This is a genomic window from Streptomyces microflavus (assembly GCF_014650075.1).
Taxonomy (GTDB): domain Bacteria; phylum Actinomycetota; class Actinomycetes; order Streptomycetales; family Streptomycetaceae; genus Streptomyces; species Streptomyces microflavus.
Genome location: NZ_BMUG01000012.1, coordinates 236,691 through 257,999, shown reverse-complemented (window position 1 = coordinate 257,999; position 21,309 = coordinate 236,691). Strand labels below are relative to the sequence as shown.

Annotated in this window: 26 protein-coding genes; 10 read left to right on the top strand and 16 right to left on the bottom strand. The window is 71.4% G+C overall.

The features are described 5' to 3' along the window. Positions 1 to 330: TetR-like C-terminal domain-containing protein (locus IE264_RS31820; protein ID WP_190167738.1), on the top strand; the 330-nt coding region annotated here is incomplete at its 5' end. 20 nt (positions 331 to 350) lie between these two features. Here the strand turns inward: IE264_RS31820 and IE264_RS38595 are convergent. Then, entirely contained in the window at positions 351 to 671 is a 321-nt protein-coding gene (locus IE264_RS38595; protein ID WP_063605745.1) for a cold-shock protein, read from the bottom strand. A 281-nt stretch (positions 672 to 952) separates the two neighbouring features. Between IE264_RS38595 and IE264_RS31810 the strand changes: the two genes are divergently transcribed. After that, positions 953 to 1,501: a hypothetical protein gene (locus tag IE264_RS31810; RefSeq protein ID WP_015610639.1), complete on the top strand. Its 549-nt coding sequence runs from the start codon at positions 953 to 955 to the stop codon at positions 1,499 to 1,501. Between the two features lie 115 nt (positions 1,502 to 1,616). Next, the gene (locus tag IE264_RS31805) at positions 1,617 to 3,755 is read left to right on the top strand and encodes an ATP-binding SpoIIE family protein phosphatase (protein WP_190167737.1); all 2,139 of its coding nucleotides are present in this window, start codon (positions 1,617 to 1,619) and stop codon (positions 3,753 to 3,755) included. A 13-nt stretch (positions 3,756 to 3,768) separates the two neighbouring features. Here the strand turns inward: IE264_RS31805 and IE264_RS31800 are convergent, their stop codons facing one another. From IE264_RS31800 to IE264_RS31780, 5 genes are all read right to left on the bottom strand, one after another. Continuing rightward, positions 3,769 to 4,575 (bottom strand): HAD family hydrolase, encoded by an 807-nt coding sequence (locus tag IE264_RS31800; protein ID WP_032756519.1) that lies wholly within the window; start codon positions 4,573 to 4,575, stop codon positions 3,769 to 3,771. Positions 4,576 to 4,657: 82 nt separating this feature from the next. After that, positions 4,658 to 5,119 (bottom strand): hypothetical protein, encoded by a 462-nt coding sequence (locus IE264_RS31795; RefSeq protein WP_032756517.1) that lies wholly within the window; start codon positions 5,117 to 5,119, stop codon positions 4,658 to 4,660. A gap of 107 nt (positions 5,120 to 5,226) precedes the next feature. Beyond that, complete coding sequence (locus IE264_RS31790) at positions 5,227 to 5,445, bottom strand: DUF397 domain-containing protein (RefSeq protein WP_032756515.1); 219 nt, start codon at positions 5,443 to 5,445, stop codon at positions 5,227 to 5,229. Between the two features lie 139 nt (positions 5,446 to 5,584). Further along, positions 5,585 to 5,797 carry a DUF397 domain-containing protein gene (locus IE264_RS31785; protein ID WP_032756514.1) on the bottom strand — a complete coding sequence of 71 codons (213 nt, stop codon included), beginning with the start codon at positions 5,795 to 5,797 and terminating at the stop codon, positions 5,585 to 5,587. Next, on the bottom strand, positions 5,794 to 6,654 hold the full coding sequence (locus IE264_RS31780) for a helix-turn-helix domain-containing protein (RefSeq protein ID WP_078657433.1): 861 nt from the start codon (positions 6,652 to 6,654) through the stop codon (positions 5,794 to 5,796). The genes IE264_RS31785 and IE264_RS31780 overlap by 4 nt, the downstream gene beginning before the upstream one ends. 72 nt (positions 6,655 to 6,726) lie before the next feature. Here IE264_RS31780 and IE264_RS31775 point away from each other — a divergent pair, with 72 nt between their 5' ends. From IE264_RS31775 to IE264_RS31760, 4 genes are all read left to right on the top strand, one after another. Beyond that, positions 6,727 to 6,987, top strand: coding sequence for a hypothetical protein (locus IE264_RS31775; protein WP_015610646.1), 261 nt, complete (start codon positions 6,727 to 6,729; stop codon positions 6,985 to 6,987). Then, on the top strand, positions 6,984 to 7,397 hold the full coding sequence (locus IE264_RS31770) for a hypothetical protein (protein WP_032756512.1): 414 nt from the start codon (positions 6,984 to 6,986) through the stop codon (positions 7,395 to 7,397). The genes IE264_RS31775 and IE264_RS31770 overlap by 4 nt, the downstream gene beginning before the upstream one ends. A 223-nt stretch (positions 7,398 to 7,620) precedes the next feature. Next, the gene (locus IE264_RS31765) at positions 7,621 to 8,082 is read left to right on the top strand and encodes a hypothetical protein (RefSeq protein ID WP_032756511.1); all 462 of its coding nucleotides are present in this window, start codon (positions 7,621 to 7,623) and stop codon (positions 8,080 to 8,082) included. A 23-nt stretch (positions 8,083 to 8,105) separates the two neighbouring features. After that, positions 8,106 to 8,663 (top strand): GNAT family N-acetyltransferase, encoded by a 558-nt coding sequence (locus IE264_RS31760; protein WP_032756508.1) that lies wholly within the window; start codon positions 8,106 to 8,108, stop codon positions 8,661 to 8,663. A gap of 6 nt (positions 8,664 to 8,669) precedes the next feature. On the opposite strand, the gene IE264_RS31755 is transcribed toward IE264_RS31760, so the two are convergent. Both IE264_RS31755 and IE264_RS31750 read right to left on the bottom strand, forming a co-directional pair. Beyond that, on the bottom strand, positions 8,670 to 9,059 hold the full coding sequence (locus IE264_RS31755) for a VOC family protein (RefSeq protein ID WP_015610650.1): 390 nt from the start codon (positions 9,057 to 9,059) through the stop codon (positions 8,670 to 8,672). A 73-nt stretch (positions 9,060 to 9,132) separates the two neighbouring features. Then, the gene (locus IE264_RS31750; RefSeq protein WP_015610651.1) at positions 9,133 to 9,588 is read right to left on the bottom strand and encodes a VOC family protein; all 456 of its coding nucleotides are present in this window, start codon (positions 9,586 to 9,588) and stop codon (positions 9,133 to 9,135) included. Positions 9,589 to 9,673: 85 nt separating this feature from the next. On the opposite strand from IE264_RS31750, the gene IE264_RS31745 reads away from it, so the two are divergent. After that, positions 9,674 to 10,288 carry a CGNR zinc finger domain-containing protein gene (locus tag IE264_RS31745; RefSeq protein ID WP_032756505.1) on the top strand — a complete coding sequence of 205 codons (615 nt, stop codon included), beginning with the start codon at positions 9,674 to 9,676 and terminating at the stop codon, positions 10,286 to 10,288. Positions 10,289 to 10,307: 19 nt separating this feature from the next. Next, entirely contained in the window at positions 10,308 to 10,697 is a 390-nt protein-coding gene (locus tag IE264_RS31740; protein ID WP_032756503.1) for an SRPBCC family protein, read from the top strand. Between the two features lie 12 nt (positions 10,698 to 10,709). Here the strand turns inward: IE264_RS31740 and IE264_RS31735 are convergent, their stop codons facing one another. The 3 genes from IE264_RS31735 to IE264_RS31725 form a co-directional block, all read right to left on the bottom strand. Then, positions 10,710 to 11,207 carry a hypothetical protein gene (locus tag IE264_RS31735; protein WP_032756501.1) on the bottom strand — a complete coding sequence of 166 codons (498 nt, stop codon included), beginning with the start codon at positions 11,205 to 11,207 and terminating at the stop codon, positions 10,710 to 10,712. A gap of 70 nt (positions 11,208 to 11,277) precedes the next feature. Further along, positions 11,278 to 12,330, bottom strand: a complete 1,053-nt coding sequence (gene rarD / locus IE264_RS31730) for an EamA family transporter RarD (protein WP_032756499.1) — start codon at positions 12,328 to 12,330, stop codon at positions 11,278 to 11,280. A gap of 127 nt (positions 12,331 to 12,457) precedes the next feature. Further along, positions 12,458 to 13,321 carry an SDR family oxidoreductase gene (locus IE264_RS31725; RefSeq protein WP_032756497.1) on the bottom strand — a complete coding sequence of 288 codons (864 nt, stop codon included), beginning with the start codon at positions 13,319 to 13,321 and terminating at the stop codon, positions 12,458 to 12,460. A gap of 92 nt (positions 13,322 to 13,413) precedes the next feature. On the opposite strand from IE264_RS31725, the gene IE264_RS31720 reads away from it, so the two are divergent. Next, positions 13,414 to 13,842 (top strand): winged helix-turn-helix transcriptional regulator, encoded by a 429-nt coding sequence (locus tag IE264_RS31720; protein ID WP_373301942.1) that lies wholly within the window; start codon positions 13,414 to 13,416, stop codon positions 13,840 to 13,842. 107 nt (positions 13,843 to 13,949) lie between these two features. Here the strand turns inward: IE264_RS31720 and IE264_RS31715 are convergent, their stop codons facing one another. From IE264_RS31715 to IE264_RS31695, 5 genes are all read right to left on the bottom strand, one after another. Next, entirely contained in the window at positions 13,950 to 15,023 is a 1,074-nt protein-coding gene (locus IE264_RS31715) for a 2-oxoacid:ferredoxin oxidoreductase subunit beta (RefSeq protein ID WP_015610658.1), read from the bottom strand. Then, positions 15,016 to 16,980: a 2-oxoacid:acceptor oxidoreductase subunit alpha gene (locus IE264_RS31710; protein WP_032756494.1), complete on the bottom strand. Its 1,965-nt coding sequence runs from the start codon at positions 16,978 to 16,980 to the stop codon at positions 15,016 to 15,018. The genes IE264_RS31715 and IE264_RS31710 overlap by 8 nt, the downstream gene beginning before the upstream one ends. 339 nt (positions 16,981 to 17,319) lie before the next feature. Next, positions 17,320 to 17,979: a response regulator transcription factor gene (locus IE264_RS31705; RefSeq protein ID WP_032756492.1), complete on the bottom strand. Its 660-nt coding sequence runs from the start codon at positions 17,977 to 17,979 to the stop codon at positions 17,320 to 17,322. Positions 17,980 to 18,424: 445 nt separating this feature from the next. Continuing rightward, positions 18,425 to 19,804 carry a sensor histidine kinase gene (locus IE264_RS31700; protein WP_015610661.1) on the bottom strand — a complete coding sequence of 460 codons (1,380 nt, stop codon included), beginning with the start codon at positions 19,802 to 19,804 and terminating at the stop codon, positions 18,425 to 18,427. A gap of 209 nt (positions 19,805 to 20,013) precedes the next feature. Continuing rightward, positions 20,014 to 21,204, bottom strand: a complete 1,191-nt coding sequence (locus IE264_RS31695) for a sensor histidine kinase (protein WP_032756559.1) — start codon at positions 21,202 to 21,204, stop codon at positions 20,014 to 20,016. Positions 21,205 to 21,309 lie beyond the last annotated feature (105 nt).

Genomic DNA, 21,309 nt, shown 5'->3' with positions numbered 1-21,309 from the left:
CATGTCGCCGGCGCGGTGCGGCTGCTCTCCGTACCGCCCTTCGGCCCGGCGTACGGGGGCATCCTCTCCGAGCTCCACCATGACGACGTCCTCGCGCAGGCGCTGAAGGACCAGCTGGTGGACCCGCGGGTGGAGGAGGCGGTGGCCCGGCTGCGCAGCGCCCAGGACCAGGGCCAGATCCCGCCGGGTGCGAACCTCCCGCTGGCGGTGGAGATGCTGTACGGCCCCGTCTACTACCGCCACGTCCTGCGCAAACCGGTCCAGGACGAGGAGACGATCGCCGACCTCGTGGCCCATGTGCTGCGGGCGCTGGGGGCGCCGGGGTACTGACGCGCTGACCGCCCGGGCGGTCAGGAGTCCGAGTCGAACTCGATACGGACATCGGACAGCGCGTCCACATCCGCCTCCTCGTCGTCCTCGTCCTCGGCGTCGTCCCAGCCGGTCCCCGGGTCGCCGGGCTGCTGTACCCGCAGTGCGCGATAGGAGTAGCCGTCCTGTTCGGCCTCCTCCCAGGTGAAGAGGACGGTCTCGCCGGGGTCCAGGGAGGCGAACGCATCCGGGTCCGGTGTACGGACGGCCGAGAAGTGGGCCCAGACCTCGCCCGGGACCTCGGGCGAGACCAGGACGCCCCAGCCGGATTCGTCGTCCCAGGAACGGACGGTGCCGTGCACCGGATGATTGCTGATGATTCCCCCTGCGGGCGGGACCTGGTGATTGCCGAGGATACGGCCCGACCTTTTTATCGCCCATGATCGAAAAGATCAAATCTCTTTAAAATCACTGGCGTTGTACGCGATTCGGATGATGGGCTCAAGGTGACCGAGCGGCACCTGTTGCTGCTCACATCCGAAACGGGGAAGCCTTGCAGAAAGAACGGAACGAACTGATCCAGCCCCTGGACGTGGCACCGACTTCGGCGCGAAGCGTGAACGTGGGGAGGCGGGCAGGGCGCATGGCCGTCGTGGCCGGTGTGGCCGGAGCGCTGGTGCTCGGCACACTTGGTGTCGCACAGGCGGCGCCGTCACCGGCGGCCCAGGAGACGACCGTCTTCACGCCGAAGAAGCAGAGCTACAAGACGCCCAAGAAGAAGCAGAAGGCCGGAATTCTCAACGCCCAGGTCAAATTGACGGGCAAGTACCCGACCTACTACCCGATGGCCTGGTCCTTCAAGGTCACCAACAAGAAGCTGAAGGCCATCGCGCGTTCCAAGATGAACTGCACGGCCACCGGTCTCAACGGTAAGTACCACGACAACCACCCTGCCATCCCGGTCGGTTACGAGTGGCACTCCAAGGTCGGCAGCAAGAAGCGCCCGCACAAGAAGAAGAAGGTCTACACCCTCTCCGGAACCTGTGTGTTCAAGGTGGAAGTGGCCGGCAAGCCCGGCAAGGCCACCGTCGGATTCTCCTTCAAGTACGCGATCGACCCGAGCAAGGGCAAGAAGACCGCGTCGCGGAGCGCCGCTCCGGCCGTCACGACCAAGGTCGTCCTCGACGGCTGACCGTCACACCCCCGCCGCCCCCGGTGGCCGCTCCAGCCGTGCCGGGTGATGCTGGACCGGCACGTGCCGGTGCTCCGGTGCATCGGTGCATCGGAGCCTGAGGGTGGGTGGAGCCGTGTCGTACGCCGAGACCCCGGCCGGACCCGGAACCCCTCCGGGCGGCCTGGACGACGCCCTGCTGAAGGTGCTGTTCGCCCAGTCCGCAGTGGGCCTCCTCGTGCTCGACCCGCAGCTCAGGCTCGTCCGCGCCAACTCCCTCGTCGAGGGCGTCGGGACCGAGGAGTACATCGGGCTCCGCTTCACCGAGGCCTTCCGGCTCGACGACCCGGACGGGTCCGAGCAGCTCCTCAAACAGGTTCTCGCAGGCGAGGGGCCCGTACGCGACCATCTCGTACGCGGCAGGCTCCGCCACATCCCCGGGGACCGGATCTTCCTGGTCTCCGCCTACCGCCTGGACGGCCCTGACGGCCCTGACGGCCCTGACGGCCCTGACGGCCCTGACGGCCCTGACGGCCCCGTCCTCGGGCTGCTGAGCGCGGTGGTCGACGTCACCGAGCGGGAGCGGGCCCGGGACCGGGAGACCGCGCTGGCCGCCGTACGTGACGCGGTCGGCGGCTCCCTGGACGTGGCCGCCACCTGCCGGGCCTTCATCGACGCGCTGGTGCCCGGGTTCGCCGACCTCGCCGTCATCGAGGTGGTGGACGAGGTCCTGCGCGGCGCCGACCCGCCGGTGGGGCCGCTGCCGCCCGACACCCCGCTGCGCCGCGCGGCGAGCGGCCGGTGCGAGGCCGTCGAGAGGGACGAGGTGATCCGCGGCCACCCGGTCGGCGGAACCCGCCGCCTCCCGCCCCGTACGCCGTACGCGCTCGCCGCCGCCGACCTGCGGCCCCGGCTCGTCCCGCTCACCGCCGAGACCCCGTGGCTGGACGCCGACCCGGACGGTTCCCGCGCCCTCGCGGAGACCGGCGCGCACACGCTCATCGTCGTGCCCCTCACCCTGCGGGGAGCCGTCCTCGGGCTGGTCAGCCTCTACCGCTGCGGGGCGGCCGAGCCCTTCGACGAGGAGGACGTCTCCCTCGCCGGTACGGCGGCCACCCGCGCGGCCCTCGCCATCGACAACGCCCGCCGCTACGAGCGCGAGCACGTCATCGCCTCCACCGTCCAGCGCCGCCTCCTCCCGCAGGCCGAGCGCCACCAGGCCGCCGTGGAGACCGCCCACGTGCTCCTGCCCGGCCGGGACAGCGGCTGCTGGTTCGACACGATCGCCCTCTCCGGGGCCCGTACGGCACTCGTCGTCGGTGGCGTCGCGGGGGAGGGGCTCCAGTCGGCGATCGCGATGGGCCAGCTCCGTACGGTCATCCAGGCGCTGGCCGGCCTCGACCTGGAGCCGGAGGAGGTACTGGCCCGCCTCAAGGAGACCGCCGACCGCCTCGCCCACGAACGCGCGGCCCTGCCCCCGAGCGACTCCCTCCAGGGCGAGGAGCTGCGGGCGGGATGCGTGTACGGGGTCTACGACCCGTTCACCCGGACCTGCACGGTCGCCCGGGCCGGGCACCCCGCGCCCCTGATCGTCGGCCCCGACGGCCGGGCCGTCCCCCTCGACGTCCCCGAGGGCGCGGGCCTCTTCGACACCGACGGCGCCCTCTTCGCCCCCGCCACCGTCACCCTGGAGGAGGGCAGCGTCCTCGCGTTCTGCTCGGCCGAGCTGCTCGCCGACGAGCGCGCCGAGGAACGCATCACCCGGACCCTGGCGCACCCCGGCCGCAGCCTTCAGCAACTGGGCGACGACATCGTGTACGTCCTCCCCGACGACACCCGCTCCGCCGGGGCGGCCCTGCTCCTGGCCCGTACCGGTACGGTCTCCGAGCACCGGGTCGCCACCTGGGACCTGGCCCAGGACCGTACGACCCCCGCCACCGCCCGCCTGCTCGTACGCGACCGGCTCCAGGGCTGGGGGCTCGACGAGGACACCGTCGACTCGACCGAGCTGATCGTCAGCGAACTGGTCACCAACGCGGTCCGCTACGGCACCCCGCCGCTACGGCTGCGCCTCCTCCTCGACACCACCCTCACCTGCGAGGTCCACGACGGCTCCACGGCCTCCCCACACCTGCGCCACGCCCGCACGGTCGACGAGGGCGGCCGGGGCCTGTTCATCGTCTCCAGCCTCGCCGCCCACTGGGGAGCCCGCCACGGCCCGGACGGCAAGGTGCTCTGGACGGAACAGGACCTTCCGCACGGCGGCACGCAGTAGGCGAGCCGGCCGCTCAGCCGAACAGCCGCTCCAGCACCTCCGCCACCCCGTCCTCCGCGTTCGTCGACGTCACCTCGTCCGCCGCCGCCCGCAGCTCACGATGCGCGTTGCCCATCGCCACCCGGTGGCCGGAGCGGCGGAACATCGGCAGGTCGTTGGGCATGTCCCCGAAGGCGACCGTCCGTTCGGGCCCGATGCCCAGCAGCTCGGCGGCCACAGCGATCCCGGTGCCCTTGTCGACGCCGTACGGAGCCAGCTCGACGGTGCCGGGCCCGGCCATGGTGACGCTCGCCAGATCACCCACCGCCCCGCGTGCGGCGGCGGCCAGCGCGTCGTCGTCCAGCTCCGGGTGGCGGACCAGCACCTTGATGACCGGCCGCTCCCACAGGGCGTCCCGGGAGTCCACGCGGAGCGCGGGGAGCGTCGGGTTCGGCATCCGGTAGCCGGTTTCTATGAGGGTGACGCCGTCCACCCCGTCCTGGTCCACAGCTGCGTACACCGCCCCGACCTCCGCCTCGATCTTCCCGAGCGCGGTGTCGGCGGCCTCCCGGTCCAGGGTGGCCGAGCGCAGCAGCCGCGCGCTGTCGGCGTCGTACAGCTGCGTGCCCTGCCCGCACACGACGAGCCCGGTGTACGCCAGCTCCGCGAGCAGCGCCCGTATCCCGGGGACCGGCCGCCCGGTCACGATGAGGTGCCGGGCCCCGGCGGAGGCGGCGAGGGCGAGTGCGGCGCGGGAGCGGGCGCTGACGGTGTCGTCCGGGCGCAGCAGGGTGCCGTCCAGGTCGGTGGCGACGAGGGCATATGCGGGTGGCGTGGGCATGGGCCACAGCCTAGAAGGGCCCGGACGGCCGCTTGCGCGTGAGGGGAGGATCCGGTAGGTGGTGCGGGCGGCCCCTGGTGACTCAACCTGAGGACGACTCGCTCGCCCGGCGAATCGCCGCCAGCAGCCGCCGCATCCCGACCGCGTGACCACCCGACCCGAACACGAGCCGCCGGTAGGCGCCCCCGGCCGTACCGGGGAAGGCGGCGCGGCTCTCGGCGCGCAGGCGGGTGCGGACGGGACCCTGGGGTTCGATCCGGAAGATCAGCAGGTACGAGGAGAAGCGATGGCGGCCCTGAAGGGTCAGCTGCTCCCCCGGCGAAGCGACGAGGACCCGGAAGCCGGGGAACGCCGACCCCTCGGCGAGCGGACGCGGCCCGGCCGCGCGGGTGTCGCTCGCGCCGACCAGCCGCGCGTAGGCGGCCGCGGGGGCCCGCGAGAAGGACCGTTCCAGCTCGGCGCAGAGACCACGCCAGACGTCATCGGCCGAGGCGGCGACGAGCGTGGTGTGCTCGTCCAGGTGGGGCAGCTGGTCGGCCTGCATCGGAGCCTCCGTCGATTCCGGTCCGGCACGTGGCCGTTGCCCTGAGGGATGCCTCACCGCACACGTGCGGCGAGGCATCCCGGCGGGACTTTCGCGGGCCCCGTCGTTCAGACGGCGCCGAACTCCCCGGCGCGGACGCCCGCGACGAACGTGGTGAAAGCGGCGGCGGGGACGGTGAGGACCGGGCCGGTGGTGTCGTTCTTGGAGTCGCGGACGGGGACGATCCCGTGTGGGGCGGCCAGGTTGGTGGCGACCTCGACGCACTGGCCGCCGTTGTTGCTGTACGAGGACGTGAACCAGCGGGGGGTTGCGGTCTCGTTCGTCACGGGGTTCCCCTTCGTGGACGGTGCGTGGCGCCGGTCCGCGAACCGACGTTGGGTGAGAAGCGAGCCTCTGGCTTCCGGAACGGGGAACCAGAGACTCGGTCGGCCGGCCACTTCTCCGGCCTGTCGGCTTGGTTGCGCGTCAGAGGGCGCCGAGCTCCCCGGCGCGGACGCCCGCGACGAATGCGGTGAACGCGGCGGCGGGGACGGTGAGGACCGGGCCGGTGGTGTCGTGCTTGGAGTCGCGGACGGGGACGATCCCGTGCGGGGCGGCCAGGTTGGTGGCGACCTCCACGCACGCGCCGCCGTTTTCGCTGTACGAGGACGTGAACCAGCGGGGGGTCTCGGTTGTCACGTGATGCCCTTTCGCAACTGCTTGACGATGTCGACGGAGGCCGCCTGCGAGGGCGCTACCGCCTGCATCCGATGGTAGTCCGTGTGCAGGGGGAGCACAGCGGTCATTTCCCGTTCGACGTAGCCCTGTTGTGCGGATTCGGCGTACGACACGATCGAGCGGTCGACCATGGTCAGGATGTAGACCGGCAGGCTGAACGGGCGACGCTCTCCGAGGGAGAACGGGACCACCTGAAGGATGGTGTTGGGCAGGTCGGCGAAGTCGATGAGGTGGTCGAACTGCGCCTTCATGACCTCGGGGCCGCCGACCGGGCGGAGCAGGCAGCTCTCGTCCAGCATCGCGAAGACCATCGTCTCCCGGCCCGCGAACACTGCCTCCTGCCGCTGTGCGGTGACCGCGACCCGCTCCTGGGCCTGCTCGGGGGTGATGCTCCCGCGCCGGACGACACTCTCCGCGAGGACCGTCGCGTACTCCGGGGTCTGGAGCAGGCCCGGGACGACACCGACCTCGTACAGTCGGATCTCCGCCGCCCGGCGCTCCAGGCCGAGGAATTCCGGGAAGCCCGCCAGCAGGCTGCCGTGCTTGATCTCCCGCCATTCGCGCTCGAAGGACTCGGGGTTGCCGACCAGGCCGAAGATCTGATCGGCTCTCCGCGAGAAGGGCAGGGTTGCGGATTTACGACCAGTTTCCATCGCCGAGATATGCCTGCCGCTGCATCCGGCCTTGTCGCCCAGCTCGTCCTGCGTCCAGCCCCGGGCGTCCCGTAACTTGCGCAGACGCGCGCCGTACGCCGCCTGAGGGCTGGCCTCGGAATTCAGTTCCTTGCGATACACGAACGTGCCCTCCCGTACGGCCATGTTGAAGACCATTCGACGGTAGGCCACGCTGAGCCTCCCCGGTAGTCATATGGCTACAGAGAGGAGCGATAGGTGTACGGCGAGAACGTATGCCCGAATCACGAGCGGTGCCCGCGCGTCCCCGACCCCGGAACTCTCCTTGTGGACACCAGCCGTGGGGACCGCGTGGGGGAGTTCCGAGGGGTCGCCGGCTTCTACTGGTCGCTCCGCCCCGTGGGCGGCGGCATCGAGTGGGAGGTCGAGCCCCGCTACGTACGCCCGGCGCTCCTCATGGAGCAGCTCCGCGCCCGTACCGCCCGCCTCAACGCCCGCAGCCGGGGAGAAGTGCTGTGAACCCCGCCCGGGGGGCCGCCCGTTGGTACGTCGCGGAGAGCAGCGCGGGAGATGCGGCGAGGTCCGTCCGGCTCGGCCGCATCACCGCTCCGACCCGGCGGCTCGCGCTCCGGTGGCTGCGGCGGCAGGCCCGGCGGTTCGCGGACGCGCTGGATCCCGACCCGTACGCGCCCTGGGTGCCGGGCCGCGCGCTGCACCCGGTCAGCGGCGGTCCGGGCCTGGTGGGCGGCGCGCGGCACCCCTTGACCGGTGCGCGGCCCGACGCACCGGCCGAACTCCGGGCGTGGGCCGACAGTTTCCGGGAGCACGACTACGCGCTGCTGCGGCTCGCGGACGGTCTCCCGTACGAGTTCGTCGCCCGTGACGCCCTGGCCTGGTACGGGCTCGTGGTCCGCCCGCTGGGCCGCTAGGGCCTCTCGTTTGGATCATGCCGGGCTCGCGGGCCCCGGCACGCGCATCTGCGGCGTTGTCGTCGGTCGCCAATGCTCCGCAGTGACTCCCTCCTCCGCCTTGCAGCTGCACGCACCGGACCCCGCTCCCTGATCCGCCCTGATCCAAACGAAAGACCCTAGCCGGAGAACCCTTCCCCGAGGGCGGCTGCCCGCCGCCCCCAACCACCGAGGATCGATCGACGTGTTGCAGTGCACCGCCTTCGCGACAGTCCCCGAGATGGGCGCGCTCGTCGTGCTCACCGCCATGAACACCGAACCCGGCCCGACGCCGCACGTGCCCGGCGTTCCCCAGGTGCCCGAGCTGGACGACGTGCTGTTGTGCGAACTGGGCGAGCACGACGACGGGACCGAACACGCCGCACAGCTCTGGGCGGGCGAGATGGACGCCGCGCGGGACCTGTGGATGTTCTGGACCGACGTCACCACCGACACCGGTATGCGCCGCAAGTTCCGGTTCGCCGAACTGCCCCCGTGCCCCGCCGTCATGCGCACCCTGGCCACCGGGGAGAGGGAGGTGTGCGTCCTCTTCGACCGGCACTCCGCCGCGCACTCCTGGGACGTGACCGACCCCCTCGCGGACCTGATGGCCGAACGGATGCGGGAGGAGGTGCAGCGGGACCGGGACGGAGAAACGCCTGCGTAACGCCCTTCGGTTAGCGTCGTCCGATGATCGTTCAGGGCCCCAGGGGTAACACAGCGGTACGCGTCCGGCCCGGCGGCGAGGAGGACCTCGCGGAGCTGGTGCGGATCTACAACCACTACGTCACCGAGACGCCGATCACGTTCGACGTCGAGCCGATGACGGTCGAGCAGCGCCGCCCCTGGCTGGCCGCCCACCCCGGACACGGGCCGCACCGGCTGCTCGTGGCCGAGGCCGGGACGGGTCTCGCGGGCGGGGCGGGCGGGGAGATCCTCGGGTACGCGACCAGCAGCCCCTTCCGCCCCAAGCCGGCGTACGCGACCTCCGTCGAGACCAGCGTCTACCTGTCGCCCCGGCACGCCGGCCGAGGCGTGGGCAGCCTCCTGTACGCCTCTCTGTTCGAGGCGCTGGCGCAGGAGGACGTGCACCAGGCCCTGGCCGGGGTGGCGTTGCCCAACGAGGCGTCGGAGCGTCTGCACCTGCGCTTCGGCTTCCAGCCCGTCGGGGTGCACCGGGAGGTGGGGCGGAAGTTCGGCCGCTTCTGGGACGTGGCCTGGTTCCAGAAGTCGCTGTCCGCTCCCTGATGTCGGCTATCCGCTCTGCGCGATCTGGATCAGGTTGCCGCACGTGTCGTCCAGGACCGCCGTCGTCACCGGTCCCATCTCCACCGGCTCCTGCGTGAACCGCACCCCGAGCCCGCGCAGCCGGTCGAACTCCGCCCGTACGTCGTCCACGGCGAAGGCGGCGGCGGGGATGCCGTCCTCGACCAGGGCCGTCTTGTACGGGCCGACCGCGCGGTGGCGGTCGGGCTCCAGCAGGAGTTCGGTGCCGCCGGGGTCCTCCGGCGAGACCACCGTCAGCCAGCGGTCCTCGCCGCCCATCGGTACGTCGTACTTCTTCACGAAGCCCAGCACGTCTGTGTAGAAGCGCAGGGCCTTTTCCTGGTCGTCGACGAAGACGCTGGTCAGATGGATCTTCATGGGAGCTCTCTTCTTACGCTTACGCGGGACCTATTAGTTGGCTCGTTGGCTCGTTGGCTCGTCGGCTCGTCGGCTAGTTGACGCAGAACTCGTTGCCCTCAGGATCTGCGAGTACGAGCCAGCTCCCGCCCGGTTCGTCGACCGCGTGCAAGATGCGCGCGCCCAGCGCCACCAGCCGTTCCGCCTCCGTGTCGCGCTCCCCTGGACCGGTGTGGACGTCGATGTGGAGGCGGTTCTTCACCGTCTTCGGCTCCGGTACACGCTGGAACAGCAGCCGACGCCCCAGCCCCGTACCGCTCGTCTCGTCGTACGGGTCGTCCGGGTGCCGTGCCGCCGCGAGGTCGCGCCAGGCGCGGCGGCCGTGGGCGTGGGTGGTGATGGCCTCGGGGACGGCTCCGGCGGCGAGCAACTGCTCGACCAGGGCGCTGTTGTCCTCGATCAGGTAGCCGAGGGTGTCGGCCCAGAAGCCGGCCTGGGCGTGCGGGTCGGCGCTGTCGATGACGAGCTTCCAGGACAGGGTGCGTGTCATGGAAACCGTTTATAGTGGTTACATGAGTGTGAGCGCAATGGACACGCCGGAAGCGGGTCCGCCGCGGCGGTCCGAGCCTTCGGGGATGCTGCTGGTCCACCCGGACGGCAGCTCGTTCCGGTTCGACCCGGGGGCGCTCTGCCTGGAGCTCCTGCCGACGGGTGGGCCCGGGGCCCTCGCGTACTTCGAGGTGCTGCACGGGCCCGAGGATCTGGTGCGCTGGGCGGGGGAGAGCCGGCTGCCCGGCGGGCTCGAACTCGCCGTGTGCCCGGCCGAGGTGGCCGCTGCCCGTGCGCTGCGGGATGCGCTCTGGCGGCTGGCGGAGGCCCATGTGTCCGCGTTGCCGCCCGGGCCGGACGACCTCGCCACCGTGAACGACGCGGCGGCGCACCCGTCCCTGACCGCCCGGCTGACCGCCGAGGGGGAGCGGGAGTGGGGGGCCGGGGCGACCGGGACCGGGCTGCTCTCCACCGTCGCCCGCGACGCCGTCGAGCTGTTCACCGGGGTGTACGCCCACCGGATCCGTACCTGCGGCGCGGACGACTGCCGCCTGCTGTTCGTCGACACCTCACGGCCCGGGAAGCGGCGCTGGTGCTCGATGGAGCGGTGCGGCAACCGTCACAAGGTCCGGGCCCACCGCGCCCGGCTGACCACTGCCCATGCCCATCCCGACGCTGACGCCGATGTCGACGTCGGCTGAAACCGAAGGGGTCTTCGCCATGCCGACCGGACTCACCCAGGACGCGGGCTGGGAGATCGGTGTCTCCCGGACGATCCACCGGCCTCCGCAGGCCGTGTGGGAGTTCATCACCGGACCGGAGGGCGTCGCGCTCTGGCTCGGCGTCGAGGGTCCGCTCCCGACGGAGAAGGGCGCTCCCTACCGTACGGCGGCCGGCACCGGGGGCGAGATCCGCAGCTTCCGCCCCGGCGACCGCGTCCGCCTCACCCACGGCACATCCACGGTCCAGGTCACTGTGACGCCCGGCAGCTCCGAGGACCGGGCGGTGCTCCGCTTCCACCAGGAGCGGCTGGCGAGCGCGGAGGAGCGGGAGGAGCGGCGTACGCACTGGAAGGGCGTGCTGGACCGGGTGGTGGCGGAGCTGGCCTGAGCGGCCGGCCGGCTAAACCGCCCGTGGCGGGCAGGCCGCGCAGGTGTGTCCGTCGATCGCGGCGAGCAAGCGCACGGCGGCATCCCGTACGGCCTGCTTCTGGGCCTGTACCTGGGCGTGTGTCTGCGCCTCCGGCGAAGAGGCGTCGGCGGCCAGCCGGGCTGCCGTGGGGCGGCCGGCCACCACCGCGTCGTGCGCGGCGCGCGTCCACTCGGGGTGCAGGTCATGGCCGGAGGCGAGGATCGCGGCGAGCAGCTCCAGCACGCCCGCCCGGTCCTTGACCGTCTCCGTCGCCGCCAGCTCCCACAGGAACGGCACCGCGGCCACGGTCGCGTCGAACACGGCAGGGGCCGCGATCCACTGGCCCAGGTCACTCAGGGCGTCCTCGGCGGTCGGGCCGTCACCCCAGGCGATCCGCGACAGCATGCCGGGAACCTGCGAGGCGGAGCCGTACGCGTGCTGCAGCTCGTGCCACGGCACGTTTCTCATCTCGCCCAGGACAGTCCCCATCCGCGCACTCAATCAGCCTTACCGCACGGCGTCCACCATGCAGGTCGTCCCGGAGGGAACGCCGGCCGCGCTACGGGGTCGCGCCGGAACTGATCTCGGTCCCGTCGGCGTCGGCCTCTGCCTCGGCGGGCGCGGAGGACACGGCGGTGGCGGCAGCGGTGGCGGTGGCGGTGCTGGCGGTGGTTGTCGTCGCCGCTCCGGCCGCCGCTGTCGCCAGCAGCTTCGCCGCCAGGGTCCGGTTGCGCCGGGCATTGCGCAGGGCGTCCCAGGTCAGGAGGGAGAGGGCCAGCCAGACCAGGGCGAACCCGGCCCACCGCTCGGGCGGCATCTCCTCGTGGAAGTAGACGATGCCGAGCGCGAACTGGAAGACCGGCGCCAGGTACTGGAGCAGTCCCAGCGTGGAGAGCGGTACCCGGATCGCCGCCGCGCCGAAGCAGATCAGCGGCACCGCCGTGACGATGCCCGTCGTGGCGAGCAGCACGCCGTGGCCCGCGCCCCCGGCGGTGAACGTCGAACCGCCGGTCGCCGCCAGCCAGAGCAGGAAGCCGAGCGCGGGCAGGAACAGGACGGCGGTCTCGGCGGCCAGCGACTCCAGGCCGCCCATGTTGACCTTCTTCTTCACCAGCCCGTACGTGGCGAAGGAGAACGCCAGGATCAGCGAGATCCACGGCGGCCGCCCGTACCCGATCGCCAGGACGAGCACGGCGGTCAGGCCGGTGGCGACCGCGATCCACTGGACCGGTCGCAGCCGCTCGCCCAGCAGGAGGACGCCCATGGCGATGGTGACCAGCGGGTTGATGAAGTAGCCGAGCGAGGCCTCGACGACCTGGCCGTTGTTGACGGCCCAGATGTAGAGGCCCCAGTTGACGGTGATGGTCGCCGCGGCGACCGCTATGAGGCCCAGCTTGCGCGGGTCGCGGACCAGCTCGCCGATCCAGGCCCAGCGCCGGACCACGAGCAGGGCGACCCCGACGACGGCCAGTGACCAGACCATCCGGTGGGCGAGGATCTCGATCGCCCCGGACGGCTTCAGCAGCGGCCAGAAGAGGGGGACGATGCCCCACATCCCGTACGCGCCGACTCCGTACAGCAGGCCGGCCCGCTGTTCGTTCTTCCCCTTCACGGGCCCCTCCCGGACTACCTGCGCCGGCGCGGCTGCCGACGGGATGACGGTAGCGCCGGAAGGGCCTCGTGTCATAGCCGTCTCATGGAAACACTCATGACAGGGGTGGCGGGGCCGGGGGTGAGGGTCAGGCGGCCGTTTCGAGGGCGGCGCGTACCGTCGTGGCCAGCGGGGTGGTCGGGCGGCCGGTCAGCCGGGCCAGGTCACCGCTCGTGCCCGCCAGCCGCCCGCGCGCGATGGCCTCGTCCACGTCGGTGAGGATCGCCGCGAACCCCTCGGGCAGGCCCGCGCCGACCAGGATCTCCTGGTGCACGGCGGCCGGGACGTTCTTGTACGCGATCTCCTTGCCGGTCACCTCGGACAGCAGGGCCGCGTACTCGGCGAACGACCAGGCGGTGTCGCCGCTCAGCTCGTAGACCTTGCCGAGGTGGCCCTCGCCGGTCACCGCGACGGCCGCGGCGGCCGCGTAGTCGGCCCGGGAGGCGGAGGCGACCCTGCCCTCACCCGCGTTGGCGACGACTGCGCCGTGCTCCAGGACGGGGGCGAGGTTGGCGGTGTAGTTCTCCGTGTACCAGCCGTTGCGGAGGAAGGTGTGCGGCAGCCCGGAGTCGAGGATCAGCTGCTCGGTGACCTTGTGCTCGTCGGCCAGCAGGAAGTCCGCGTCCGGTCCGCCGAGAACACCCGTGTACGCGAGCTGCGCCACGCCCGCCGCCTTGGCCGCGTCGATGAGCGCGGTGTGCTGCGCGACCCGCTTGCCCACCTCGCTGCCGGAGATCAGCAGCACCCGGTCCCCGGCGCGGAACGCCCCGGCGAGGGTCTCGGGGCGGTCGTAGTCGGCGATACGGAGCTCGACGCCCCGTGCCGCGAGCGCGGCGGCCTTCTCCTTGTTGCGGACGACCGCGGCGATCTCGCCGGCCGGGACCGTGGCCAGCAGTTCGTCGATGACGAGGCGGCCGAGTTCTCCGGTGGCTCCGGTGACGACGATGCTCATGGGGGGCTCCTGTTTCGGTGGGGTGCTTTCCCGTCGAGCGTAGGCCGAGCGCTAACTAAGAGAAAGTACCCACTTTGAAGTAAGGTACTGGCATGGGAGTTAGTGCAAAGGATGTGGCGACGGGCGCGAGCCCCCTCCGACCGGCCCCGGGCCCCCTCGGCCCTGCGCCGGACGTCAACCAGCCGATGTGCCCGTCACGACTGGTGCTGGAGCATGTGACGAGCCGCTGGGGCGTCCTCGTCCTGGCGGCCCTGCTGGAGCGCTCCTACCGCTTCAGCGAGCTGCGCCGCACGATCGGCGGGGTCAGCGAGAAGATGCTGGCCCAGACCCTCCAGACGCTGGAGCGCGACGGCTTCGTCCACCGGGACGCCAAGCCGGTGATCCCGCCGCGGGTGGACTACTCGTTGACGCCGCTCGGCGCCGAGGCCGCCGAACAGGTGTGGGCGCTCGCCCGCTGGACCGAACGCCAGGTGGACGCGGTGCAGTCGGCGCGCGAGGCGTACGACGAGGCCCGGGCCTGACCCTCCTGGCGGAGGGATCGGGCCCGGGCCCCGGGTGCTGCTGTGACTCCGTGACGCCGGCCGGTCCGTGACGTGGTGCTTCCCCGGTTCCGCGACTCCGTGGCCTGTCAGCCGACGACGGTCCAGGTGTCGGCCCCGGCGAGGAGTGCGCCGAGGTCGCCCTTGCCGTCGCGCTCCACGGCGGCGTCCACCTGGTCGGACATCAGGGTGTCGTAGACGGGCCGCTCGACGCTGCGCAGCACCCCGATGGGGGTGTGGTGCAGGGTGTCGGCGTCGGCCAGCCGGGACAGCGCGAACGCCGTGGTGGGGGAGTCGGCGTGGGCGTCGTGGACGAGGACCTGTGAGCGGTTCTCGTCGGTGACGGCGACGACCTCCAGGTCACCCGTGGCCTGGTTGCGGACGACGCCCTTGTTGCCCTCGGCGCCGAAGAGGATCGGCTGCCCGTGTTCGAGACGGATGACGGCCTCGGCGGCCTGTTCCTTGTCCTTGAGGACCTCGAAGGCGCCGTCGTTGAAGATGTTGCAGTTCTGGTAGATCTCCACCAGTGCCGTGCCCGGGTGCTCGGCCGCCGCGCGCAGCACGCTGGTGAGGTGCTTGCGGTCGGAGTCGACCGTCCGCGCCACGAACGAGGCCTCCGCTCCGATCGCCAGCGACACCGGGTTGAAGGGCGCGTCGAGCGAACCCATCGGCGTCGACTTGGTGATCTTGCCGATCTCGGAGGTGGGGCTGTACTGGCCCTTCGTGAGCCCGTAGATCCGGTTGTTGAAGAGCAGGATCTTCAGGTTGACGTTGCGGCGCAGGGCGTGGATGAGGTGGTTGCCGCCGATGGAGAGCGCGTCGCCGTCACCCGTGACCACCCAGACCGACAGGTCGCGGCGGGAGGTGGCGAGCCCGGTGGCGATGGAGGGGGCGCGGCCGTGGATGGAGTGCATCCCGTACGTGTTCATGTAGTACGGGAAGCGGGAGGAGCAGCCGATGCCGGAGACGAAGGCGATGTTCTCCTTCGCCAGACCCAGCTCCGGCATGAAGCCCTGCACTGCGGCGAGGACGGCGTAGTCGCCGCAGCCGGGGCACCAGCGCACTTCCTGGTCGGATTTGAAGTCCTTCATGGACTGTTTAGCCTCGGCCTTGGGCACCAGCTGCAGCAGTTCGTTGTGCTGCAGTTCCTCGGTGTCAGGCATCGATGGCCTCCTTGAGGGCGGTGGCGAGCTGCTCGGCCTTGAAGGGCATTCCGTTGACCTGGTTGAAGCTGTGGGCGTCCACCAGATACTTCGCCCGCAGCAGCATCGCGAGCTGGCCCAGGTTCATCTCCGGGACGACGACCTTGTCGTAACTCTTCAGCACCTCGCCGAGGTTTCTCGGGAAGGGGTTGAGGTGTCTGAGGTGGGCCTGGGCGATGGGCTGCCCGGCGGCGCGGAGCCGGCGTACGGCGGCGGTGATCGGCCCGTACGTCGAACCCCAGCCGAGCACCAGCGTGCGGGCCCCGGCGGGATCGTCGACGACGAGGTCGGGGACCTCGATGTTGTCGATCTTCGCCTGGCGGGTGCGGACCATCAGGTCGTGGTTGGCGGGGTCGTAGGAGATGTTCCCGGTGCCGTCCTGCTTCTCGATGCCGCCGATGCGGTGTTCGAGGCCGGGTGTGCCGGGGACGGCCCAGGGGCGGGCCAGGGTCTGCGGGTCGCGCTTGTAGGGCCAGAAGACCTCGGTGCCGTCGGCCAGGGTGTGGTTCGGGCCGGTGGCGAAGGGGGTGGTGAGGTCGGGCAGGCTGTCGGTCTCCGGGATGCGCCACGGCTCGGAGCCGTTGGCGAGGTAGCCGTCGGAGAGCAGGAACACCGGGGTGCGGTACGTCAGGGCGATGCGGGCCGCGTCGATCGCGGCGTCGAAGCAGTCGGCCGGGGTCTGCGGGGCCACGATCGGCACCGGGGCCTCCCCGTTCCTGCCGTACATCGCCTGTAGCAGGTCGGCCTGCTCGGTCTTGGTCGGCAGGCCGGTGGAGGGCCCGCCGCGCTGGATGTCGATGATCAGCAGCGGCAGCTCCAGGGAGACCGCGAGCCCGATCGTCTCCGACTTCAGCGCCACCCCCGGACCCGACGTCGTGGTCACGCCCAGCGCCCCGCCGAACGCCGCACCCAGCGCCGCCCCGATCCCGGCGATCTCGTCCTCCGCCTGGAACGTGCGCACGCCGAAGTTCTTGTGGCGGGACAGCTCGTGCAGGATGTCGGAGGCCGGGGTGATCGGGTAGGAGCCCAGGTAGAGCGGCAGGTCCGCCAGCCGGCCGGCGGCGATCAGGCCGTAGGACAGGGCGAGGTTCCCGGAGATGTTGCGGTAGGTGCCGGTGGGGAAGGCCTGCGAGGCCGGGGCGACCTCGTAACTGACGGCGAAGTCCTCGGTCGTCTCGCCGAAATTCCACCCGGCCCGGAAGGCGGCCACGTTCGCCTCGGCGATCTGCGGCTTCTTCGCGAACTTCTGCCGCAGGAACGTCTCCGTCCCCTCGGTCGGCCGGTGGTACATCCAGGACAGCAGCCCGAGCGCGAACATGTTCTTGGACCGCTCGGCCTCCTTGCGGGAGAGCCCGAACTCCTTCAGTGCCTCGATCGTCAGCGTCGTCAGCGGCACCGGGTGGACGTTGTACGCCTCCAGCGACCCGTCCTCCAGCGGATTGGTCGCATATCCCACCTTCGCCATCGGACGCTTGGTGAACTCATCGGTGTTCACAATGATCTCGGCGCCGCGCGGCACGTCGTCGATGTTCGCCTTCAGGGCGGCGGGGTTCATCGCGACCAGGACGTTGGGTGCGTCGCCGGGGGTGAGGATGTCATGATCGGCAAAGTGGAGCTGGAAGGAAGAAACCCCTGGCAGGGTGCCTGCGGGGGCCCGGATCTCGGCAGGGAAGTTCGGCAGGGTCGAAAGATCGTTCCCGAACGATGCCGTCTCCGAGGTGAACCGGTCACCCGTGAGCTGCATCCCGTCGCCCGAGTCACCCGCGAAGCGAATGATCACCCGGTCCAGGCGGCGGACCTCTTTCCCATTGCCGCCGTCGGTTCCCGTGGTTCCTGACAGGGGGGCGCGCTGACCCCCGAGGACGGCGTCGTTGGCCTCGTCGGCCATCTCTGCCGCGCTACTCACCTGGCTCGTCACTGAACTGGACCTCCCTTGGGGCGGCGGTTCGGAACCGTCCGGCCAGCCGGCGGTCCCAGAGGCAACCCTACGTCCGTGCGGTTCGCCCTCCAGGGGCCGATCATATGGTGGACGCTGTTTTGAGACACCCTTTTAGCCCGTTTTGACATCTTTCTCAAGCCCCCCGATCGTCGGATGGACGTGCTCTGCTCGTAGGTCTTTGGTTCTAGGTCCTTCCGCCCAGGACTGCCCGGCGGAAGCTCGCCGGACACCCCCGGCGGTGATCCACCGGGCGCACGCCGGGTGCTTGTCGGGCGCCCATGGGCGCCCGGGGTGGCTATCTGACAGGGTGTCAGATAGCTAGGAGTTGAGGTAGGTCAGTACGGCGAGGACGCGCCGGTGGTCCCCGTCGCTGGGCGAGAGCCCCAGCTTCTGGAAGATGTTGCTGACGTGCTTCTCCACCGCCCCGTCGCTCACCACGAGCTGCCGGGCGATCGCCGAGTTCGTCCGGCCCTCGGCCATCAGACCCAGGACCTCCCGCTCGCGCGGCGTCAGCCCCGCCACCACGTCCTGCTTGCGGCTGCGGCCCAGCAACTGCGCCACCACCTCCGGGTCCAGCGCCGTCCCGCCCCGCGCCACCCGCACGACCGCGTCGACGAACTCGCGGACATCGGCGACCCGGTCCTTGAGCAAGTACCCCACGCCCTGGCTGCTGCCCGCCAGCAGCTCGGTGGCGTACTGCTCCTCCACGTACTGCGAGAGGACCAGCACCCCTATCCCCGGGTACTCCTTCCGCAGCCGCACCGCCGCCCGTACGCCCTCGTCGGTATGGGTCGGCGGCATCCGCACATCGGCCACCACCACATCGGGCAACGCCTGCTCCGCCCCGAGGTCCGCCACCGTCTTCAGCAGGGCCTCGGCGTCACCCACCCCCGCGACCACGTCATGCCCGAGGTCGGTGAGCAGACGGGTGAGCCCTTCCCGCAGCAGGACCGAATCCTCGGCGATGACTACCCGCACTCTGTTCTCCACGTGCTCCACGACGCTGCGTCCCCCGCTGTTCCGAGTATCTGACTTGCTGTGCTCGCGGTGCGCGCCGCTCCCGACCACTGCGCACCGCGCCCGACACCCCCAGCATCCCAGGCCCGGGGCGCGGATGGGGGCCCTGTGGATAACGTGCCCGATCCGGCCACTCAGCCCGAAACCCCGTCACCGGCACGGGACCGGTGGCGGGGCGCGAGGGCTCCTGGGCGGGACGAGGGGCGGTGGCACGGCGAGAGGCGAGCGTCCGGCAGGGCGAGGGCGAGGGTGAGCGAGCGGGCGGGGTGCGAGAGGCGGGGTACGCCGGAGCGGCCCGGCAGGCGCCCGGCAGGCGCCCGGCGGGCGCCCGACAGGTGCCGGGCGGGTGCCGTCGGGCGCCGGGCAGGCGCCGGGCAGGCGCCGGGCGGGTGCCGGGCGGCTGCGGTCAGCCGCGCCAGGGGAGCTCGGCGGTGACCGTCGTGGGGCCGCCGGCCGGTGACGTCACCACCAGGACCCCGTCCACCGCGTCCAGCCGCTCCGTCAGCCCGGCCAGACCGCTGCCGGACGAGACGGCGGCCCCGCCCCGCCCGTTGTCCGTGACCTGGAGCATCAGCCGGTCGGACGTCCGCCACACATCGACCGACGCGCGGGTCGCCCGAGCGTGCTTGCTGACGTTCTGCAGCAGCTCCGACACTGTGAAGTAGGCGATGCCCTCGATGGCCTGCGCGGGCCGCGCGTCCAGGTCCACCTCGACCGTGACGGGGACGGTGCAGCGGGAGGCGATGGCCGAGAGGGCGGCGTCCAGGCCGCGGTCGGTGAGGACGGCGGGATGGATGCCCCGGGCGAGGTCACGGAGCTCCTGAAGGGCGACCTTCACCTCGCCGTGGGCCTCGTCCACCATCCGCGCGGCCGCCTCGGGGTCGTCCGTCAGCTTCTCCTTCGCCAGACCGAGGTCCATGGCGAGGGCGACGAGCCGGGCCTGTGCCCCGTCGTGGAGGTCCCTCTCTATACGGCGCAGGTCGGCGGCGGCGGTGTCCACGACCACGCCCCGGTCCGACTCCAGCTCGGTCACCCGGGCGGACAGCGCGGACGGGCCCAGCAGACCGGACACCATCAGCCGGTCCACCGAGACCAGCCCCCGCACGATCCACGGCGACACCAGAACCAGCACCAGGCCCACCGCGCTGGTCGCCGCCAGCTCGGCGGGGGAGTCCAGGTAGTACGCGTGGGTGCGGTCCCCGTACAGCTGGATGCCGTCAGCCCCCACGAACAGCGGGAAGACCCACTGCCACAGCGGGTACGTCAGCGCCATCAGCCCGTACGTCCAGAACGTCACCGACACGCAGAACGTGAACACGGCCCAGGGAAAGTGCAGCAGTGCGTAAAGAAGGTGACGCCAGGAGACCCCACTCTTGAGGACAGCCCCTATCCACGCCATCGGGCTGCCGCTCTTCCCCCGCACCCGCACGGGCTCCGCCACGTCCAGCTTCAGCAGCCCCCGTGCGCGGGCCCGCTCCATCACGCCGAACCCCCGGCAGACCGACAGGCCGACCGCCAGCAGCGGAACCCCGATGAAGGTGATGAGCAGGCCGGCGCTGACCGATGTCATGGCGGTCGCGAAGACGAACATCGCCGTGCTCAGCGGCAGGCTCAGCAGGACATAGAGGAGCTCGCGCCAGCTGCGCGCCTCCAGGGGTGCGCGCAGTGCCGCCGGGAGGAAGTGCTTCACCGGGGCCTGCTCCCGGGGCCCGGGGCCCTGGCCCGTGTGACCCCGCGCGCCCGATCCCTTGTGGTCCCGGGTGTCCGGTCCGTATGCCGTGGCCATGAGTGCCGTCCGTTCCGTCTCTTCTGTCGATCGGCGAAGTGTTCCGCGTCCCTGCTCCGTGCCCGTGCTCGTCCGCCGCGGACCGTGCTCCTTCAAGGGTGCTGGGCCGCCCTCTCCGGCACCATGCGGCCGGTCTCCGTATCCGTACGGGGGTTTTCCCCACCCCCGGTACGCCCGGGGAGTTCCCCGCCCCCGTACGCCCGGGAAGCTCAGGACGCCCGGCTGCCGGCCGGAGCGCGGTCGCGCCAGGGCAGCTCGGCGGTGACGGCGGTCGGCCCGCCCACCGGAGAGTCCAGGACGAACAGCCCGTCCACCGCACCCAGCCGCTCGGCCAGCCCCGCCATCCCCGAACCGCCGCCCATCCGGGCCCCGCCCGACCCGTCGTCCGTGACCTTGATCAGCAACCGGTCCGCCGCACGCCACACCTCGACGGAGGCGGACCGGGCACCGCTGTGCTTGCTCACGTTCTGGAGGAGCTCCGAGACGGTGAAATACGCGATGCCCTCGATCGCCTCCGCCGGACGCCCCGGCAGATCCACCGACACCTTGACGGGCACGGTGCAGCGGGAGGCGATGGCGGAGAGAGCCGCGTCGAGACCGCGGTCGGTGAGGACAGCGGGATGAATACCCCGGGCGAGGTCGCGCAACTCCTGGAGGGCGACCTTGATCTCGCCGTGGGCCTCGTCCACCATCCGCGCGGCCGCTTCCGGATCGTCCGTCAGCTTCTCCTTCGCCAGCCCCAACCCCATGGCGAGGGCGACGAGTCGGGCCTGCGCCCCGTCGTGGAGATCGCGCTCGATGCGGCGCAGGTCGGCGGCGGCGGTGTCCACGACCACGCCCCGGTCCGACTCCAGCTCCGCGATCCGCCGCTCCAGCTCGTCCGATGGCGGCAACAGCCCCCGCACCATCGCCCGGTCGGCCGCCGTCAGCCCACGGGCGATGAACGGGAGCACCGGCCACAGGACGATCAGGCTCACCAGCGTCACCGCGAAGGTCAGCACCCCCCACGGCAGGCGGATGAACGCGTACAGCAGAGAGCGCCAGCCCACCGGATCCTTCAGCCCCGACCAGAGCCAGGGGAAGACCCCTCCCTCCTGGCGGCCGCGCGGCAACGGACTCGGCTCCTCGATCCGCACCCCGAGCAGCGACCGCGCCCGGCCCCGCTCCACCCGGCCCAGCACCCGTGCGCCCCGCAGCCCGGCGACGAGCACCGGCAGGCCGATCACCGTGACGGAGAGTCCGACACCGACGGCGATCACAAGAAGCGCGTAGACGAACCCGGCGATCGCCATCGGCAGATTGACGAGCAGGTGTGCGATCTCCCGCCAGGTCCACCGGTCGAGGGCGAGGCGGGCGGGCGGCGGCCGGTCGGGGTCCGGTACGGAAGGGCTCATGGTCATGGCACCAGCCTGCCGGGCCGTGTCCCCGCACGCCATGGGGCTCGTGGGTGGCGTGAAGTAGGGATAACCCCACCTCTGTGCGACGCGGCTGCTTACTGTGCGTTT

Excerpts from the sequence above, each read along its gene's own strand:
- IE264_RS31780 (WP_078657433.1), bottom strand. The coding sequence starts at position 6,654 with ATGGCCGTACGGGAGGGCACGTTCGTGTATCGCAAGGAACTGAATTCC.
- IE264_RS31795 (WP_032756517.1), bottom strand. The coding sequence starts at position 5,119 with ATGCAGGCCGACCAGCTGCCCCACCTGGACGAGCACACCACGCTCGTC.
- IE264_RS31755 (WP_015610650.1), bottom strand. The coding sequence starts at position 9,059 with ATGAAGATCCATCTGACCAGCGTCTTCGTCGACGACCAGGAAAAGGCC.
- IE264_RS31750 (WP_015610651.1), bottom strand. The coding sequence starts at position 9,588 with ATGACACGCACCCTGTCCTGGAAGCTCGTCATCGACAGCGCCGACCCG.
- IE264_RS31700 (WP_015610661.1), bottom strand. The coding sequence starts at position 19,804 with ATGGCCACGGCATACGGACCGGACACCCGGGACCACAAGGGATCGGGC.
- IE264_RS31720 (WP_373301942.1), top strand. The coding sequence starts at position 13,414 with ATGGGAGTTAGTGCAAAGGATGTGGCGACGGGCGCGAGCCCCCTCCGA.
- IE264_RS31760 (WP_032756508.1), top strand. The coding sequence starts at position 8,106 with ATGATCGTTCAGGGCCCCAGGGGTAACACAGCGGTACGCGTCCGGCCC.
- IE264_RS31745 (WP_032756505.1), top strand. The coding sequence starts at position 9,674 with ATGCTGCTGGTCCACCCGGACGGCAGCTCGTTCCGGTTCGACCCGGGG.
- IE264_RS31715 (WP_015610658.1), bottom strand. The coding sequence starts at position 15,023 with ATGCCTGACACCGAGGAACTGCAGCACAACGAACTGCTGCAGCTGGTG.
- IE264_RS31725 (WP_032756497.1), bottom strand. The coding sequence starts at position 13,321 with ATGAGCATCGTCGTCACCGGAGCCACCGGAGAACTCGGCCGCCTCGTC.
- IE264_RS31800 (WP_032756519.1), bottom strand. The coding sequence starts at position 4,575 with ATGCCCACGCCACCCGCATATGCCCTCGTCGCCACCGACCTGGACGGC.
- IE264_RS31735 (WP_032756501.1), bottom strand. The coding sequence starts at position 11,207 with ATGGGGACTGTCCTGGGCGAGATGAGAAACGTGCCGTGGCACGAGCTG.
- IE264_RS31740 (WP_032756503.1), top strand. The coding sequence starts at position 10,308 with ATGCCGACCGGACTCACCCAGGACGCGGGCTGGGAGATCGGTGTCTCC.
- IE264_RS31695 (WP_032756559.1), bottom strand. The coding sequence starts at position 21,204 with ATGACCATGAGCCCTTCCGTACCGGACCCCGACCGGCCGCCGCCCGCC.
- IE264_RS31810 (WP_015610639.1), top strand. The coding sequence starts at position 953 with ATGGCCGTCGTGGCCGGTGTGGCCGGAGCGCTGGTGCTCGGCACACTT.